Annotated in this window: 18 protein-coding genes and 1 pseudogene; 5 read left to right on the top strand and 14 right to left on the bottom strand. The window is 34.1% G+C overall.

Translation table 11 applies throughout. The features are described from left to right. Window positions 1-209 precede the first annotated feature (209 nt). A complete protein-coding gene (locus tag AABM59_RS09855; protein ID WP_338408805.1) occupies window positions 210-548 on the bottom strand; it encodes an HU family DNA-binding protein in 339 nt (112 codons plus the stop codon). Between the two features lie 85 nt (window positions 549-633). Between AABM59_RS09855 and mutY the strand changes: the two genes are divergently transcribed. Genes mutY through gldD form a run of 4 tightly spaced genes read left to right on the top strand, consistent with a single transcriptional unit; the run spans window position 634 to window position 4,048 of the window. Then, the gene (gene mutY, locus AABM59_RS09850) at window positions 634-1,668 is read left to right on the top strand and encodes an A/G-specific adenine glycosylase (protein WP_338408804.1); all 1,035 of its coding nucleotides are present in this window, start codon (window positions 634-636) and stop codon (window positions 1,666-1,668) included. A gap of 46 nt (window positions 1,669-1,714) precedes the next feature. Continuing rightward, on the top strand, window positions 1,715-2,155 hold the full coding sequence (gene ssb / locus AABM59_RS09845; protein ID WP_338408803.1) for a single-stranded DNA-binding protein: 441 nt from the start codon (window positions 1,715-1,717) through the stop codon (window positions 2,153-2,155). Window positions 2,156-2,178: 23 nt separating this feature from the next. Next, window positions 2,179-3,477 (top strand): gliding motility-associated protein GldE, encoded by a 1,299-nt coding sequence (locus AABM59_RS09840; protein WP_338408794.1) that lies wholly within the window; start codon window positions 2,179-2,181, stop codon window positions 3,475-3,477. Window positions 3,478-3,484: 7 nt separating this feature from the next. Then, complete coding sequence (gene gldD, locus AABM59_RS09835; RefSeq protein ID WP_338408793.1) at window positions 3,485-4,048, top strand: gliding motility lipoprotein GldD; 564 nt, start codon at window positions 3,485-3,487, stop codon at window positions 4,046-4,048. Between the two features lie 48 nt (window positions 4,049-4,096). On the opposite strand, the gene AABM59_RS09830 is transcribed toward gldD, so the two are convergent. From AABM59_RS09830 to AABM59_RS09805, 6 genes and pseudogenes are all read right to left on the bottom strand, one after another. After that, on the bottom strand, window positions 4,097-4,459 hold the full coding sequence (locus AABM59_RS09830) for a nuclear transport factor 2 family protein (RefSeq protein ID WP_338408792.1): 363 nt from the start codon (window positions 4,457-4,459) through the stop codon (window positions 4,097-4,099). A 66-nt stretch (window positions 4,460-4,525) separates the two neighbouring features. Further along, window positions 4,526-5,431 (bottom strand): pseudouridine synthase, encoded by a 906-nt coding sequence (locus AABM59_RS09825; protein WP_338408791.1) that lies wholly within the window; start codon window positions 5,429-5,431, stop codon window positions 4,526-4,528. 172 nt (window positions 5,432-5,603) lie between these two features. After that, the gene (locus AABM59_RS09820; RefSeq protein WP_338408790.1) at window positions 5,604-6,524 is read right to left on the bottom strand and encodes a geranylgeranylglycerol-phosphate geranylgeranyltransferase; all 921 of its coding nucleotides are present in this window, start codon (window positions 6,522-6,524) and stop codon (window positions 5,604-5,606) included. A gap of 1 nt (window position 6,525) precedes the next feature. Then, on the bottom strand, window positions 6,526-7,464 hold the full coding sequence (locus tag AABM59_RS09815) for a mevalonate kinase (protein ID WP_338408789.1): 939 nt from the start codon (window positions 7,462-7,464) through the stop codon (window positions 6,526-6,528). 35 nt (window positions 7,465-7,499) lie between these two features. Continuing rightward, window positions 7,500-7,847 (bottom strand): annotated as a pseudogene (locus AABM59_RS09810) (four helix bundle protein). Window positions 7,848-7,857: 10 nt separating this feature from the next. After that, window positions 7,858-8,949 carry a diphosphomevalonate decarboxylase gene (locus tag AABM59_RS09805; protein WP_338408788.1) on the bottom strand — a complete coding sequence of 364 codons (1,092 nt, stop codon included), beginning with the start codon at window positions 8,947-8,949 and terminating at the stop codon, window positions 7,858-7,860. A 103-nt stretch (window positions 8,950-9,052) separates the two neighbouring features. Between AABM59_RS09805 and AABM59_RS09800 the strand changes: the two genes are divergently transcribed. Next, window positions 9,053-9,529, top strand: a complete 477-nt coding sequence (locus AABM59_RS09800; protein ID WP_338408787.1) for a TspO/MBR family protein — start codon at window positions 9,053-9,055, stop codon at window positions 9,527-9,529. A gap of 42 nt (window positions 9,530-9,571) precedes the next feature. On the opposite strand, the gene AABM59_RS09795 is transcribed toward AABM59_RS09800, so the two are convergent. The 7 genes from AABM59_RS09795 to AABM59_RS09765 all read right to left on the bottom strand — a co-directional run bounded on the left by AABM59_RS09795 (window position 9,572) and on the right by AABM59_RS09765 (window position 16,009). Then, window positions 9,572-10,792 carry an NAD(P)/FAD-dependent oxidoreductase gene (locus AABM59_RS09795; RefSeq protein WP_338408786.1) on the bottom strand — a complete coding sequence of 407 codons (1,221 nt, stop codon included), beginning with the start codon at window positions 10,790-10,792 and terminating at the stop codon, window positions 9,572-9,574. Beyond that, on the bottom strand, window positions 10,789-11,457 hold the full coding sequence (locus AABM59_RS09790) for a glycerophosphodiester phosphodiesterase family protein (RefSeq protein WP_338408785.1): 669 nt from the start codon (window positions 11,455-11,457) through the stop codon (window positions 10,789-10,791). Before AABM59_RS09790 ends, AABM59_RS09795 begins: the two co-directional genes overlap by 4 nt. 71 nt (window positions 11,458-11,528) lie before the next feature. After that, window positions 11,529-11,705 (bottom strand): hypothetical protein, encoded by a 177-nt coding sequence (locus tag AABM59_RS09785; protein WP_338408784.1) that lies wholly within the window; start codon window positions 11,703-11,705, stop codon window positions 11,529-11,531. A gap of 114 nt (window positions 11,706-11,819) precedes the next feature. Next, complete coding sequence (gene acs, locus AABM59_RS09780) at window positions 11,820-13,727, bottom strand: acetate--CoA ligase (protein WP_338408783.1); 1,908 nt, start codon at window positions 13,725-13,727, stop codon at window positions 11,820-11,822. A gap of 23 nt (window positions 13,728-13,750) precedes the next feature. Further along, on the bottom strand, window positions 13,751-13,873 hold the full coding sequence (locus AABM59_RS09775; protein ID WP_338408782.1) for a hypothetical protein: 123 nt from the start codon (window positions 13,871-13,873) through the stop codon (window positions 13,751-13,753). Between the two features lie 349 nt (window positions 13,874-14,222). Continuing rightward, window positions 14,223-14,447: a DUF6814 family protein gene (locus tag AABM59_RS09770; protein WP_338408781.1), complete on the bottom strand. Its 225-nt coding sequence runs from the start codon at window positions 14,445-14,447 to the stop codon at window positions 14,223-14,225. Window positions 14,448-14,458: 11 nt separating this feature from the next. After that, window positions 14,459-16,009, bottom strand: a complete 1,551-nt coding sequence (locus AABM59_RS09765; RefSeq protein ID WP_338408780.1) for an MFS transporter — start codon at window positions 16,007-16,009, stop codon at window positions 14,459-14,461. Between the last annotated feature and the right edge of the window lie 754 nt (window positions 16,010-16,763).

The following is a 16,763-nucleotide window of genomic DNA, read 5'->3' as shown; positions in this document are numbered from 1 at the left end:
CATTGGTCTTTTATCTATTCGTCTGTTATCTATTCGTCTTTTTCTCAATTTCAATGAACGGTTAAAAAGAAAAAAGTAGTTTAAAACTACTTTTTCTTTTTGTGACGGTTAGCTCTCGCTCTTTTTTTGCGTTTGTGCGTTGCTACCTTATGTCTCTTTCTTTTTTTACCACTTGGCATAGTAGATGTTTTTGTAATTAATAAATTTTGTTATTTTGCTTCGTTATTGGTTTTCACTGCTTCTACAAACACTTTTGCAGGTTTAAATGCAGGGATGTTGTGTGCTGGGATTTTGATTGTGGTGTTTTTTGAAATATTTCTTCCCGTTTTTTCAGCTCTTGTTTTCACAATGAAGCTTCCAAAACCTCTTAAATAAACATTGTCTCCAGTTTCTAATGAATTTTTTACTTCTGTCATAAAGGTCTCAACTGTTGCCTGAACATCTCCTTTTTCTAGACCTAATCTCTCAGAGATTTTCCCTACGATATCTGCTTTTGTCATTTTATTGCGTAATTTATAATGGTATACTAATTTTTTAAGATTGCAAATATAGGAATTAAAAAAACAATTATTCAAGCTAATTCATTAAAATTTAACGACATAAACTTTTACTTTTGTTAACTAATATTTAATGATGAATTTTTCCAACGTACTGATAAGGTGGTATTTAGAAAATAAACGGGATTTACCGTGGCGAAAAACCGATAATCCGTATCTAATTTGGCTCTCCGAAATTATGCTTCAGCAGACTAGAGTAGCACAAGGAATGCCCTATTTCCTGTCTTTCGTGACTAATTTCCCAACTGTTTATGATTTGGCAAAAGCCAATGAGGAACAGGTTTTGAAACTTTGGCAGGGATTGGGTTATTATTCGCGTGCTCGAAATTTGCATAAAACGGCACAATTTGTAGCGGCAGAATTATCAGGTAAATTTCCGGATAACTATAATGACTTGCTAAAATTAAAAGGAATTGGCGAATATACCGCTGCTGCAATTGCTTCTTTTTCATACAATGAAGCCGTTCCTGTCGTGGATGGAAATGTTTTCAGGGTTTTGTCGCGTTATTTTGATGTGGAAACTGATATTGCTGTGGCTTCCGCCAAAAAAGAATTTACTGCTTTGGCTTTTGAACTGATGCCAAAAGACAACCCAGCCATGTTTAACCAAGCAATTATGGAGTTTGGTGCTTTGCAATGTGTTCCTAAAAGCCCTAATTGCACCATTTGCATTTTTAACACGAGTTGTGCAGCTTTGCAAAAAAAGAAGGTAGATCAATTGCCCGTAAAATCAAAAAAAATAAAGGTTAGAAATCGATTTTTTAATTACTTAGTTGTTTCTGATGAAAAGGAGAATACGGTAATTCAAAAACGCACAGCGAAAGGAATTTGGCATAATCTTTATGAATTTCCATTAATTGAAACAGAGGCTTCAGTGGATTTTGAGTTTATTTCAAACAACATACAAAATAAATTCTTTGTCAATAACAAAGTGGTTAGTATAATGGAATGCAATCAAAAAAGTATTATTCATAAACTTTCACATCAGCATTTGCACATCAAATTTTGGAAAGTTAATGTTGACGGCACTATAGAAAACGGCATTACTACCGAATTTATGAAAACATTTCCTTACCCAATTGTGATTTTTAATTTTATTGAAAAGAATTAATTATTTTGTAAAATACGTATCTTTGGTTGAAATAGTAATTTACACCATGAATGGAACGTTAAATAAAGTGATGTTAATAGGACATCTTGGCGAGGATGTTAAGATGCACTATTTTGATGGAGGAAATTGCATCGGAAGATTTCAATTAGCCACAAACGAAGTCTATATTAACAAAACAACTAATGAAAAAATTACTTCAACGGAATGGCACAACTTAGTAGTGAAAAATAAAGCGGCTGAAATTTGCGAAAAATATCTTTCGAAAGGGGATAAAATATATGTAGAAGGACGCATCAAGTCACGACAATGGCAAGCCGAGGATGGTTCTGTAAAATTTACTTCCGAAATTCAGGTTACCGAATTTACTTTTTTGTCAACCAAGAAAGAAAGTGAAAGCAACAAACAAATTCCAAGTTCTGTACTTGAAAAAAACACTAACTTTGACCCACAGAAAAACGACCTGCCAGAAAATGATTTGCCGTTTTGATTGTTTAACTAATCCTTTTTAATTTGGACCCAGAGCCGCCCAGTTTTAACTTTATTTATACTTTAGATACTGATTTAGTATTTGGTTTTACCGCGATATTTGCATTGCTATTTTGTTCTGCATTAGTTTCCGGAGCTGAAGTAGCCCTGTTTTCATTGTCCAAAAAGGACATTGACAAAACCCTACATGAGCATCCTTCAAAAGGAAAAATCATTTCTGAACTTTTAGAAAAACCCAAAAAATTATTAGCAACTCTACTTGTAGCCAACAATTTCATCAACATTGGAGTTGTAATTTTGTTTTCTTATGTAGGCCATAATTTATTTTCTGCGATTACTTCTCCAGTTTTAAAATTTATTTTTGAAGTAATAGTAGTCACTTTTTTAATTTTGTTGTTTGGAGAAATCTTGCCCAAGGTTTACGCCAGTAGAAATAATGTTAAGTTTGTAAAATTAGTAGCCTATCCTTTAGCAGGGTTAGAAGTGCTTCTTTCTCCTATAAGTTTGCCAATGCGCAAAGTAACGGTATACCTTCACAATAAATTAGGGAAACAAAAAACGAATTTTTCCGTAGATCAATTGTCTCAAGCACTTGAACTTACCGATACAGACGATACTTCTAGCGAAGAACAAAAAATATTGGAAGGAATAGTAACTTTTGGTAATACCGACACGAAGCAGGTAATGAGCCCAAGAATTGATATTTTCGCATTGGAAATTGAGGAAACTTTCGCGGTTATATATTCAAAAATAATTGAAAAAGGGTATTCCAGAATCCCGATTTATCGCGATAACATTGACCAGATTGAAGGTGTTTTATTTGTGAAAGATTTACTGCCACATATTAATAAGGAAGAATTCGACTGGAAAACTTTAATAAGGGAACCGTTTTTCGTTCCTGAAAATAAAAAAATAGATAATTTGCTAAAGGATTTTCAAAACAAGAAAAGTCACTTGGCGATTGTTGTAGATGAATACGGAGGGACTTCGGGGCTGGTTTCACTTGAAGACATTATCGAAGAAATTGTAGGAGACATTAGTGATGAATTTGATGGAGAGAACATCAATTTTTCTAAAATAGATGAAAAAAATTATCTTTTTGAAGGAAAAATTAATCTTAAGGATTTTTATAGAATTATTGATGTTGACGAGCAGTTGTTCGAATTAAAAAAAGGAGAAGCCGAAACTTTAGCCGGATTCATTCTTGAAATCATCGGCAATTTTCCAAAAAAAGATCAAAAGATTGCATACAAAAACTGTATTTTTACTGTTGAAGCTGTAGATAAAAAACGAATTAAACAAATTAAAGTCACCATTGAATAAACACACAATGCTCAAAAAAAAAATTACTATTGCACTACTTTTGATAGTATTATTTTCTTTTTTTAGTTGTAAAGAGGATGTTTTTCCTAAGCCGTCAAGTTATTTGCGCTTGGATTACCCAGAAGCAAAATACGTGAATTTCGAAAACCAATGCCCTTTTTCATTCGAAATGAATTCAGAGGCGGTTATCAAGGGCGAAAAAGATTGTGGTTTTACTATTTCTTATCCAAAAATGAAAGCTACGATCTACCTTAATTACAAACCCGTAAACCACAATATCGATAAATTACTGAGGGACGCTCAAAAATTGACCTACGAACATGTCATAAAAGCGGATAATATTCTGGAACAACCTTTCTTGAATTCTTCAAAAAAAGTGTTCGGAATGTTTTATAGAGTTAATGGAAATGCAGCAACAAATTCCCAGTTTTATGCAACGGATAGCATTAAACATTTCGTTACGGGTTCTGTTTATTTCTATGCAAAACCCAATTTTGACTCCATAATGCCCGCCACAAGCTTTGTTAGAAGTGACATGCAAAGATTGATGGAGACACTGGAATGGAAATAAACCATTATATTGAATTTTATCTCGGGAGCATTGTTGCTTAAATAAATTTTATCCGTGATACACACGCGAAAAAATAATTTTCCCTTCTTTTATTTCTAGAACTTCGGCAACAAGCATGTCGTTTTCGCCTTGAACGGTTCTCACGTATTCCATGAAAACCCGACTTTCATTTGCGGTAAGAGAGGTTACTTTGTAGTTTAAAGTTGGCAACTGCTCAAAAGCTTCTTTCCACCAATCATGCAGTGATTGTTTCCCTTTTATTAAACCATTAGTTTCTGGTTTTTTTATTTTTAGTTTTGGACTGAAATGTTCAGCTTCATCATCATATAAGGATAAAAGTTGTTCCAAATTATGGTTTTTGAATGCATCAAACCATTTGTGTGCAATTGATAAATTCTTTGTATTAATCATGTGTTTTTAAATAAAAAATTCCTGCTATAAAGATAGAGCAGGAATTTATATTAATTTTAAAAAAACTTAAACGTTTTTCAAATTGATAATTTCTTGTTCTGTAAGTAGTCTCCAATTTCCGCGAGGTAAATTCTTCTTGGTTAATCCCGCAAAGGCTACTCGGTCAATTCTTAAAACGTCATAACTAAAATGTTCAAAAATAGAACGCACCACTTTAACATTTGCAGATCTTAGCTTCAATCCAATTTCACTTTTTGATTCCCCTTCAATATAGCTGATGTCTTCTACAAAAACGCGGTGACCATCCAAAACTAAACCTTTATTTATTTTTTCTAAATCCTCGAATTTCAAATTTTTATCCAATGAAACTTGGTAGATTTTTGATGATTTGTTTGTTGGTAACGTGAATTTACGAATCATATCCGTGTCATTTGTAAACAATAACAGGCCAGTTGTATTCTTGTCCATTCTACCCACGGCTCCAATTTTTGCGGTTGTAGAACCTTTTACCAATTCCAAAACATTACGAAATTCTTGACCTTCATCAAGTGCTGTCGTGAAGTTTTTTGGTTTGTTCAACAAGATGTATACTTTTTTTTCTGGGGTCAAGGTCGAACCGTCAAAATTCACTACATCACCGGGTTTTACCATATATCCCATTTCTATAACAGGAATTCCATTTACCTTCACGGTTCCAGATTGGATGTAAATATCGGCATCACGACGCGAACAGGCTCCAGAATTAGCGATGTATTTGTTCAAACGAATTTCGTCTTTTACTTTTGGTCTTTTTGGCGCTTGATTTGGCTTCTTTTCTACTTTGTCAGTTGTGTCTGCCGCTTTAACAATTGTCTTTACTTTTTTTGGCCCTTGTGCCCTTTTTTGCATCGCAGGTTTTGGCTTATTTGAGCTAGGTCTTGAGCTGTTTGCTCTACCACTGCTTTTATTATTATTGCCCTCCTTGTTATTCATAATATTCTATAATTTACTTCGTCTGTTCGGCCTTTTTGGCCTCGGGTTTGCAAAGATAGTTTATTATTGGTTAACAGCACTTTGATTTTTAGCCCTGATGGAAGCGGCATCTTCTTGTGGCGGAGTTTGCCAAAAGAAATATAGCGTACAGCACAAAAAAGCTCCTGCAAGATCAAATTGACATTAATAATTCTTTTCCATGCCACAATACACTTGGATTGATGAGGATGATCGAAAAAACGCCTGCTACAATAAGAAATTTGAGTACATTATGTAATAATAAATAGTGTTCTTTTGCGTCTGATTTCCAAAGGCGGATCAAGAAAAAAATTAAAATTATCAGGCAGGAATAAAAGTAAATATCCATATAGCCAATGTCGAAAATTTCAATCAAAACATACACCGGAATTATAGTTATAATCGTCAGCACCGTAATTATTTTCTTCGAAATTTCTTCGCCATAAACAATGGGAATCGTTTTGTAATCGTTTGCCAAGTCGCCTTTAATGTTTTCCAAATCTTTTATCATTTCCCGAATTAGGAGCAATAAAAACAAGAAAGTGGCGTGTCCAAAAATGACTTCGTACAGGTTTTTAAAATACAAAAGAATGGCAAAAAACGGTAATATAGATAAAAAAGCGGATGTCAAATTTCCAATTATAGGGTATTTTTTTATTTTATGAGAATAATACCAAATCAAGAAAATATAAACTGAGAAAAACAAAAATGCACGCCAAGAAACAAAAACAGATAGAAAGGTGACGATAAAATTCAGGCTAAAATAAACTTGAAGTTTTGTTTTTTGACTTACTAATCTGTCGAGTATAGACTTGTTTGGCCGGTTGATTAAATCTTTTTTGCTGTCGTAAAAATTATTGATAATATAACCCGAAGCGATCGTCAATGAGGACGCAAAAATAATGATAAACAAATCGAAATCAAGAAGAATTGTAAGCGCTCTTTTTTTGGGAGCGAGTATAAATATCGCCGAAAGATATTGGGCCAAAATAATTATTGGGATGTTATACCCTCGAACAACAGAAAACAAACTGATGAATTTCATCACGACTATTTTGTTCTTCCTGCTCAGCATTTTAAAATTGGTAAACGACCTCTAGCTTATAATTTTTTAATGAAATTCTTGCTTTTTCTAGGTCTCGGGTAAAGCCTAGAATGTAACCACCTCCACCTGAACCGCATAATTTTAGATAATAATCATTGGTGTCAATTCCTTTTTGCCAGATGCCGTGAAACTGTTCCGGAATCATTGGCTTGAAGTGATTTAAAACCACTTTGGACAATTTTTTAGTATTGGCAAACAATGACTTCATGTCTCCACCAAGGAAGTTTTCGACACAAGCATCGGTGTGTTTTATAAATTGGGATTTCAACATTTTTCGAAAACCTTGATCTTTTAGGTTTTCCATAAAAATACTCACCATTGGAGCAGTTTCGCCTACAATTCCTGAATCTAGTAAAAACACCGCGCCATTTCCTATAAAACTTTGAGTTGGAATTCCGGTTGCCTCAATGTTATCTTTCGAATTAATTAAAATGGGAATACTCAAATAACTATTCAAAGGGTCTAATCCAGAACTTTTTCCGTGAAAAAAAGACTCCATTAGAGCAAAAATATTTTTTAGTTTCAATAACTTTTCCCGAGTCAAATTCTCAAGAACGGTGATTTTATTTTGGGCATATTTATCATAAATAGCAGCTACTAATGCGCCACTACTTCCTACTCCATAACCTTGTGGGATGCTAGAATCAAAATACATTCCGGTTTCGACATCATTTTTTAATGTTGCCAAATCAAAAGTTACCAGTTCTTCTTGTCCGTTTTGCAAAGTTTCTAGATAAGAAACAAAACGCTTCAAATTTTCGTTCGATTTTATAGCTTTTTCCGATGGATTTGAGTCTCTTTTTAACGCGCCGTTGTAAAAATTATATGGGATAGACAATCCTTTTGAGTCACGAATAATTCCGTATTCTCCAAAGAGTAATATTTTTGAGTAAAATAATGGTCCTTTCATATATTAATTTATAATTGACAATGAACAATTGATAATTATCTAATTTTAGAAGTATTAATTATGCTAGTTAACAATTTTAATAATTCAATTATTTTTGGTTTCATATTTAAAAACTCTGATTCTGAAATATATTGAGTTTCGAATAATAAATCTAACCAATATTCTGTTTCGTTTGCTTCTTTTAAAGAAATGGAAAGTTTATGAATAAAATCTGCTTTGCTTTGTGCCTGTTCCGCTTCTCTAACATTTGCTCCAATTGAAGTTCCTTAACGTAACATTTGTCGAGAAAGAACGAACTCTTTTCTTTAAGCTAAAACTTTATATAGACCAACTATTTCAATTGCAAATAAAAATGATTTTTCTTTGATAATATTCTTCTTCAATTATCAATTGTTAATTATCCATTATCAATTGACTTCCAATTCCTATTTCGTCACAAATGTAATGACCATTTTGACAATAGCCAACTAATTCGTTCTTAATAAATTGTAAAACTTCGGCAGACACATTTTTTGGATACAAAATATGGACATTGGCGCCGGCATCGAGAGTGAAACATAGGGGGATTTTTTTTTCGTTTCGAAACTTCCAAATCGCATTAATGATTTCAAGGGTGTTGGGTTTCATCAATATAAAATAAGGAATCGAGGTCATCATCATTGAATGTAAAGTTAAGGCTTCGCTTTCGACTATTTTTATGAATTCCTCTAAGTTTCCGTTTTCGAAAACGCTAATTAATTTATCCAAGTTTTCGTGTGCTTGTGTAAATCGTCTTTCGGCAAAAGGGTGATCAATCATTAAATCATGACCAACGGAACTCGAAACTTTTTTTTCACCTTTGTCGACCAATAAAATGGTGTCTTGGAAATTATTGAAATGCTCGTGAATCGTGTTTGGAAATTCTACTCCAAACAAATCAGAACTTCCTTCAATGTTTTTATGATTTCCCCAGACTACTATCTTTCCTTTCACGCTGCGGCAAGCGCTACCTGATCCTAATCGAGCAAGAAAAGAGGCTTTTTGATGAAAGTAATCATCGGTCATTTCTGGATTTAATTCTTTTTCCAAACTCATTAAATTCATCGCCAAAGCTGCCATTCCAGATGCCGAGGAAGCGATTCCTGAGCTGTGCGGAAAAGTATTTTTAGTATCAATGGTAAAATGATATTTTTTTAGAAAAGGCAAATAAACTATGATTCTTTCAAAAAACTGTTGAATTTTTGGTTTAAAATCTTCTTTAGGCTTCCCCTCGAAAAGTAAGTCGAAAGAGAAAGTTTCCTGATTTTCTTTTTTGGCAAAAGCCAAAGTTGTAATCGTTTTACAATTATTCAAGGTGAAACTCACCGAAGGATTTGCTGGAATTTGGTTGTTTTTTTTTCCCCAATATTTCACCAAAGCAATGTTGCTAGGAGAACTCCACTGAAAACTTCCTTTTTCTACGATATGAGAATATGGAGACGGAATAAAATCGTTTGCTACAAACATCAATTAAAAATTTATGCAAAGATACTTTTTTTGGTTTACACCTTGATTTGTTTATTTGTTGAATCGCTATGTAGTTTTGATTAAATTTGTAAAAAAATTGATTATGAACAAGATTACACGAATTTTAGCTGTTGTTGTTACGTGTTTAGTAATTGGATATTTTTCCGGAATAGTTACTCGGTCAGCAATTACAACTTGGTATCCAACATTGATAAAGCCAAGTTTTAATCCACCCAACTGGATTTTCGCCCCTGTTTGGAGCATGCTTTATGTTATGATGGGAGTTGCAGCTGGACTGGTTTGGGACCGAATAGATTTTGATAAAGAAATCGTTAAAAAAGCTTTGATTTTTTTTGCGATTCAATTGGCTTTAAATGCCTTGTGGTCGTATTTGTTTTTTGGCTTGAAAAACCCAATGTTGGCCGGTATCGAAATCGTTATATTATGGTTAATGATATATGAAACCTATACAAAGTTTATAAAAATCAACAAAACAGCAGGCTACTTATTCATTCCATACCTGCTTTGGGTAAGTTTTGCATTGGTTTTGAATATGAGTATTTGGGGGTTAAATAGATAATTCCCATCTTTAAACACTTAAAATTTAATTAGCAAAAGCTAGTCATAAAGAATTAGCTAAAATAAATCCGCTTGTCCAGGCATTTTGAAAGTTAAATCCGCCAGTAATAGCATCTACATTAACAATTTCTCCAGCAAAATAAAGGTTTTTGTGTAATTTACTTCCCATATTTTTAAAGTTAATTTCCTTTAAATCAATGCCGCCGGCGGTAACAAATTCTTCTTTGAAGGTGCTTTTACCATTGACTTGAAAGCTGCAATTTGTTAATTGCATCGCCAAATTTTGAATTTGAATTTTTGTCAAATCAGCCCATTTTGTTTCTTCAGAAATATTTGAAGCGAGAACCAAATTTTCCCAAAGTCTATTGGGAAAATCAAAAGGAGATTTTTTTGAAACTGCTTTTTTTGCATTTTCTTGTTTTAAATCTTTGAGTGTTTTTTCAGCATCAACAGTATCAACGTCATTTAACCAATTGACAAAAATGGTAAATTGGTAGTTTTTGTCGTGCAAAATCCGTGCTCCCCAAGCCGATAATTTTAGAATTGCAGGCCCCGACATTCCCCAATGTGTGATTAATAATGGGCCGGTCGAGCTAAGCTTAGTGTCTTTCACTTTTATCGAAACCTGACCTGAAACTCCAGGCAATTCCTTTATTCTAGCATCTTTAATGTTGAAAGTAAATAGGGACGGGACGGGCGAAACGATGGCGTGGCCAAAAGTCTGTAACATATCCCAAATTTTAGGATTACTTCCCGTGGCGAGAATCAATTTTTCAGAAATATAATTTTCGTTTTGGGTTTCAATTTTCCAAAAATTTTCTCCCGAAACTTCGGTATTGAAAATAGATTGCACACTTTGTCCGGTCAAAACTGTGATTCCGAGTTTTTGTGTAGCTTCGAGAAAACAATCGATGATGGTTTGCGATGAATTCGAAACTGGAAACATTCGTCCATCGTCTTCGATTTTGAGTTCAACTCCATGATTGCTAAACCACTCTACGGTATCTCCTGAGCAAAATTGATGAAAAGGCCCACGTAATTCTTTCTCGCCACGTGGATAAAATTTCACTAATTCGTTAGGTTCAAAACAAGCGTGCGTTACATTGCATCTTCCTCCTCCAGAAACTCTGACTTTTGTCAAGACTTCGCTTCCACGTTCGAGAATAGCAACTTTATATTTTGGATTTTTCTCTACAATATTGATTGCCGTGAAAAAACCCGCTGCACCCCCGCCAACAATTATAATGTCAAAATTCTGGTTCATATTTTATCTGGAAAATCGGAAATGATTCCATTTACATTGAATGCTTTTATTTTTCGAATGTCTTCTTTTGAATTTGCAGTCCAAGGATAAACCTTGAATCCATTTTCTTGCATCAAAGTTACATTTTCTTTCGTCAGCAATTGATAATAGGGATTGATGGAAAAAGCTTTTATTTTTTTGGCGAAAGCCAAAGCGTCTTCAATAGATTCTTCGGTTAAAACTCCAATTTGTATTTTGGAATCTAAATCATGAGTTTTCTCTAACGTTTTCCAGTCGAAACTTGACACCAAAAAATCTTTATAATGCCAGTTTTTATTAATGATATAATGCTGCATTAAATTAATGACTGGTAGCTCTGTTCCAATTCCCTTGAGTTCAATATTGATAAAACAACGTTGTTGTACCAAATCTAAAACCTCCATTAATGTGGGGATTTCTATTTTTTTTAATTCAGCTGCCAAAAAATCTTTCACAAAACCTTTTCTATTGGTCGTTCGGTCAATTGTTTCGTCATGAATTACGACTAATTCACCATCTGAACTCAAATGCACATCGAGTTCAATGCCATCAGCATTCAAATCAATTGCTTTTTGGAAAGAAATCAAAGTGTTTTCGGGTTCATAGCCCAAAGCACCTCGATGACCAATTTTGAGAATTTTATTCATTGTTTTTCTAAAGTGTAAACATAAAAAAACGCCTTCATTTCTAAAGACGTTTTGATAAAAAACATTTTCTTTTATTTTTCCAATAATAAAATATCAAATTCAGTATCAATATTGACTTTTCCATTTGAAACAACGGCCACTTTTCCGGAATAAGCATCGTGTAGTTTTGTTCCGTCTTTAAAAATAGTTCTAACAGAGATTTCCTTTTTCCCTTTTGTCAAGTCTAAACCAATAACTACATTGTCCATATAATTGTCGTTAGTATAAATTCTGCTAAAATGTATGGACTTGCCAAAATTTATTGATGTATTCCAGCTCCAATGACTGCCTATTCTGGGATCCTTTTTTTACACTAAAACTTTTTACAATTTCCCTTCCTTAATTTCGTCCACAATTTCTGGATTCAATAGGGTGGATGTGTCTCCAAAATTAGAGAAATCACCTTCGGCAATTTTGCGAAGAATACGGCGCATAATCTTGCCAGAACGTGTTTTTGGTAAACCAGAAACAAACTGAATCTTGTCTAATTTGGCAATGGGTCCAATGTGGTCTGAGACATATTGATTGATTTCTTTGGTGAGGTTTTCTTTATCACGATATTCGCCTGACTCTTTCAGGATTACAAAGCCATACAAAGCATTTCCTTTAACATCGTGTGGAAATCCTACAACAGCACTTTCGGCAACCGCAGGATGCTCATTTATTGCATCCTCAATTGGTGCAGTGCCTAGATTATGACCAGAAACAATGATTACATCATCGACACGACCTGTGATTCTATAATACCCCACCTCATCACGTAAAGCGCCATCTCCAGTAAAATATTTCCCCGGAAAGGCACTAAAATAAGTTTCTTTATAACGCTGGTGATCTCCCCAAATGGTTCTTGCAATTCCCGGCCAAGGAAATTTGATGCATAAACTTCCAGTAACTTGATTGCCCTCTATTTCATTTCGTTTTTCATCCATTAAAACGGGTTGAATTCCAGGCAGAGGCAAGGAAGCATAGGTTGGTTTTGTTGGGGTTACAAAGGCAATAGCCGAAATCAAAATCCCTCCAGTTTCTGTTTGCCACCAAGTATCTACTAAAGGACAACGTTTTCCACCCACGTGGTCATTGTACCAGTGCCAAGCTTCTTCATTTATGGGCTCACCTACAGAGCCTATAACTTTTAATGAAAGTAATGGATATTTTTGAACATATTCTATTTTTTCTTTTGCCAAGGCTCGAATGGCTGTTGGCGCAGTATAAAATTGGGTTACTTTGTGTTTTTCTATAACTTCCCAGAAACGGCTATAATCTGGATAAGATGGGACTCCTTCGAAAATTACTGTCGTAGCTCCGTTTAACAATGGGCCATATAAAATATAAGAATGTCCGGTTATCCAACCAATATCAGCAGTACACCAATACACATCGTTTTCTTCATAATTGAAAACATTCTTGAAGGTGTAAGCCGTATAAACCATATATCCTGCGGTAGTATGTACCATTCCTTTTGGTTTTCCTGTTGACCCTGATGTATAAAGAATAAACAATGGATCTTCGGCATCCATAATTTCGGCAACATTATTATCTGAAGCGGCATCTAAAAGAGGTTGCAACCATTGGTCACGACCTTCTTTCATAGCTATAGTAGTATTGGTTCTTTTAGCTACCAAAACTGTTTCTACTCGGGGACAATTTGTCAATGCCTCATCGATAATTCCTTTCAAGTCGATAGTTTTGTTTCCTCGAAATCCACCGTCAGAGGTAATGACCATTTTGCAATCGCTATCATTGATTCTTGTTGCTACTGCCGTGGATGAAAACCCTGCAAAAACTACCGAATGTATAGCCCCAATTCTTGCACAAGCTAAAACAGAAACCGCTAATTCAGGTATCATTGGCAAATAGATACAAACTCTATCGCCTTTTTTTATGCCTTGTTCGCGAAGTACATTTGCCATTTTTGAAACTCGGGCATACAAATCATTGTACGAAATGTGTTGTGCTTCTTCTTTTGGATCATTTGGTTCAAAAATGATAGCTGTTTTTTCACCTCTTTTTGCAAGGTGTCTATCGAGACAGTTTTTTACAATATTGACTTTTGCTCCTTTGAACCATTCTATTTTGGCTTCGGCCAAATCAAACTCCATTACTTTTTCACATTCCTGGTACCAGGTGAAATTTTCGGAAGCAATTTTTCCCCAAAATTTTCTTGGCTCACGAACCGATTTATTATAATGTTTGAAATATTGTTCTAAATTTTCGATTTTGTAGTAACTCATAACTATTCTGGTTTTTGTGATCCTTATTTTTTTGTATCAACTCTTATTTTATATTTTTTTAGCACTTGGGCAATTTCACCTACAATGGCTTCGTTATCAATTGTAGAAGGAATTCTAAAACCGGCTCTGTCTGCAATGGTTCTCATTAGTTTTTGTAAAATTTTCCAGAACGTGTTTTTGGCAAACGCTCCACAATTACAACAACACTTTCTTCTTCAGCAGTTGAAAGACGACGTACAGAAACATTTATAACGTCATCGACTTTACCAGAAATGAAAACATAAAATCGTCATTATCTTTAAAACCTCCATCTCCATAGAAATAACCTGAAAATTGATCTAAATACCCTGCTTTAAAGAGTATATTATTATTGCACAAATCTAATAAAGATCCTGAAGGCAAAGGTAATTTATAACAACATATCCTTCCTCATTTGCTCCTAATTCTTTTCCTTCCTCAAAAAATATTTTAATTACACCCAACGGGTTTTAGTTATTATTTTTCCTCATCATAGTCACCCATTAAGGCGTAGTATCCAAATGTCCCTAGTCCTAATACAATTAGCGGAGTAAGTACAAAAAGAATGATAATTCCAAATACTAAATCATCTTGTTTTCCGGATATAAATTTTGGCAATCCGAAAGTGAATATGCAAAAATAGGCTGCTGCTATAGCTAATGCTATCCAAATTAATCCTAAGGCTCTTTTTAATTGATTCATCTTTATATTTTTTAAATGTGAGCGTTTTTATCTTTATTTTTAATGTAAACCATTCCAATTACAAAACAAACGGATGCAATAACAATTGGGTACCAAAGCCCTTCTAAATAGAATTCTGGATTGTCTGGAATGGCATCTGTACCTTTTGATTCTATAACCAAATAGGTAGAAATAGCAGGAAGTAAACCACCAAATATTCCATTTCCAATATGGTAAGGCAATGACATAGATGTATATCTAATTTTTACAGGGAACATTTCAACAAGGAATGCAGCTATAGGACCGTAAACCATCGTTACAAAGATCAATTGTATAAATATTAAAAATATCAATGAATTTCTATCGCTAGAGTTGATGGTAACTGTTTTTTTGGCGTCAATTTTTGGTTTCCCTTTGTCGTCCATCATTACTTTTCCACCCTCTAAAGAAACAGTTTTTACTTCTTTATAGGTTGTTCCATCTGTGTACTCTTTGTTAGTAGTATAGATAGAATCCATAGTTTTTTTCTTGTTTTCTTTCAATTCAGCAACCATTTTTGTATTGGCAACAATTTCTGTTTTGTTTGCAACCGCTGTTGTTTCATACATGGCTTTGTAAATAGGCCTGTAAAGGATAATTGCTAATAACATACCACCCATCATGATGTATTTTCTACCTACTTTATCACTTAACCAACCGAAGAAGATGAAAAAAGGAGTTCCTAATAACAACCCAATTCCTAATAAAGTATCTACTTGAGAGGTTTCTACTGCCATTACCGTTTTCATAAAACTCATGGCATAGAATTGACCTGTGTACCAAACAACACCTTGTCCCATTGTAGCTCCAAAAAGAGCAAGCAATACAACCTTCATGTTGTAACGATTTCCAAAACTCTCTTTTAATGGATTTTTACTTGTTTTACCTTCTGATTTTGCTTTTGCAAACACAGGAGATTCATCCATATTTTTTCTAATGATATACGAAACCCCAACCATAATAATTGAAACCCAGAAAGGAACTCTCCATCCCCATTCGTCAAATTGTTCTGGTGTAAGTAAGTTTCTTGTCGCTAAGATTACCATTAACGAAATGAATAAACCTACAGTAGCTGTAGTTTGAATCCAAGAAGTCCAATAGCCCCTTTCTCCAACTGGAGCATGTTCGGCTACGTAAGTTGCGGCTCCACCATATTCTCCGCCCAAAGCTAGGCCTTGAAGCATTCTTAAAAGTAATACTAAAACCGGCGCAATAAAGCCTATCGTTTCATAACTAGGTACGCAACCAATCAAAAAGGTTGCGCCTCCCATTAATACTAAAGTTACCATGAAAGTGTATTTTCTGCCAATTAAATCACCTAATCTTCCGAAGAAAAGAGCCCCAAATGGGCGAACTACGAACCCTACTGCAAATGTGGCTAGGGTGGCTAAAAATGCTGCGGAAGGATTATCATCAGGAAAAAACTTGGTTGAGATTACTACGGCTAAACTTCCGAAAATGTAGAAGTCATACCATTCGATCATTGTGCCCATTGATGATGCGGAAATTACTTTCCAGATGCCTTTAGTTGATTTTTGTTCCATAAAGATTTAAATTTAAAGTTGCTATTTCGAATAAAAATCTAATCACAACCAATCAAAAATACTGTATTTTTTTAAAAATGAGAGACAAATATATCGAACCTGATCGGTTTTTTGAATAGTTTTTTGAGGATCTTCAATATTTTTCAAGATAAATTAAAATCAGCATGGGTTTACAAAATTTAATCCAAAAAAAAGCCCAAACATTTCTGTTTGGGCTTGCTAAGTGGTACCTCCAGGAAGTTTTAGGTTTTATCTCATTTTACGTTTTTTTATGTAACAAATTGAAAATCAATAGTATAATGACTAAATCATTATAAAATAGTAAAGAGAAATCAAACCAAATAACAAGGATTTAAACCTGCGGAGCAACCTCTCGAGCAACCGGTATTATCACTATTGGAAACCCGCTAAATAGGTTGACAATTACTGGTGAGGATGCCGAATATTTAACCCGTAGAGAGGTTTCTAAGGTATTAAATGTAACGGTTCAAACATTTAATAACTGGAGAAGAGAAGGGGTCTTAAATTCACTAAAAATAGGTGGTAGGGTGTTGTATAGAAAAGAAGATGTGTATAGTAACTCACGACTGGTTGCGTGAGTTGTTGACTGAATTTAGATTCACCAACTTTTAAAAAAATTATCTAATCTTAATTAAGGTTACGTACTTTGATAATTCTTTAATTTTTGATGTTAGTGGTAATGAGTAAAGAGAAGTATCTGAAGGTAAGTTAACATCCTCGTTCATAGAATCAA

The sequence above is a fragment of the uncultured Flavobacterium sp. genome (assembly GCF_963925185.1).
In the GTDB taxonomy this organism is placed as follows: domain Bacteria; phylum Bacteroidota; class Bacteroidia; order Flavobacteriales; family Flavobacteriaceae; genus Flavobacterium.
Note: the sequence above shows the minus strand (reverse complement) of the source record. Positions and strands in the feature narration are given on the sequence as shown.

Bases quoted from the DNA above. Each gene is read 5' to 3' on its own strand.
- AABM59_RS09785 (WP_338408784.1), bottom strand. From the start codon at position 11,705: ATGGACAATGTAGTTATTGGTTTAGACTTGACAAAAGGGAAAAAGGAA.
- AABM59_RS09800 (WP_338408787.1), top strand. From the start codon at position 9,053: ATGAACAAGATTACACGAATTTTAGCTGTTGTTGTTACGTGTTTAGTA.
- AABM59_RS09830 (WP_338408792.1), bottom strand. From the start codon at position 4,459: ATGATTAATACAAAGAATTTATCAATTGCACACAAATGGTTTGATGCA.
- acs (WP_338408783.1), bottom strand. From the start codon at position 13,727: ATGAGTTACTACAAAATCGAAAATTTAGAACAATATTTCAAACATTAT.
- AABM59_RS09825 (WP_338408791.1), bottom strand. From the start codon at position 5,431: ATGAATAACAAGGAGGGCAATAATAATAAAAGCAGTGGTAGAGCAAAC.
- AABM59_RS09805 (WP_338408788.1), bottom strand. From the start codon at position 8,949: ATGTTTGTAGCAAACGATTTTATTCCGTCTCCATATTCTCATATCGTA.
- AABM59_RS09775 (WP_338408782.1), bottom strand. From the start codon at position 13,873: ATGAGAACCATTGCAGACAGAGCCGGTTTTAGAATTCCTTCTACAATT.
- AABM59_RS09770 (WP_338408781.1), bottom strand. From the start codon at position 14,447: ATGAATCAATTAAAAAGAGCCTTAGGATTAATTTGGATAGCATTAGCT.
- AABM59_RS09790 (WP_338408785.1), bottom strand. From the start codon at position 11,457: ATGAATAAAATTCTCAAAATTGGTCATCGAGGTGCTTTGGGCTATGAA.
- ssb (WP_338408803.1), top strand. From the start codon at position 1,715: ATGAATGGAACGTTAAATAAAGTGATGTTAATAGGACATCTTGGCGAG.
- AABM59_RS09795 (WP_338408786.1), bottom strand. From the start codon at position 10,792: ATGAACCAGAATTTTGACATTATAATTGTTGGCGGGGGTGCAGCGGGT.
- AABM59_RS09820 (WP_338408790.1), bottom strand. From the start codon at position 6,524: ATGCTGAGCAGGAAGAACAAAATAGTCGTGATGAAATTCATCAGTTTG.
- AABM59_RS09765 (WP_338408780.1), bottom strand. From the start codon at position 16,009: ATGGAACAAAAATCAACTAAAGGCATCTGGAAAGTAATTTCCGCATCA.
- gldD (WP_338408793.1), top strand. From the start codon at position 3,485: ATGCTCAAAAAAAAAATTACTATTGCACTACTTTTGATAGTATTATTT.
- AABM59_RS09815 (WP_338408789.1), bottom strand. From the start codon at position 7,464: ATGAAAGGACCATTATTTTACTCAAAAATATTACTCTTTGGAGAATAC.
- mutY (WP_338408804.1), top strand. From the start codon at position 634: ATGAATTTTTCCAACGTACTGATAAGGTGGTATTTAGAAAATAAACGG.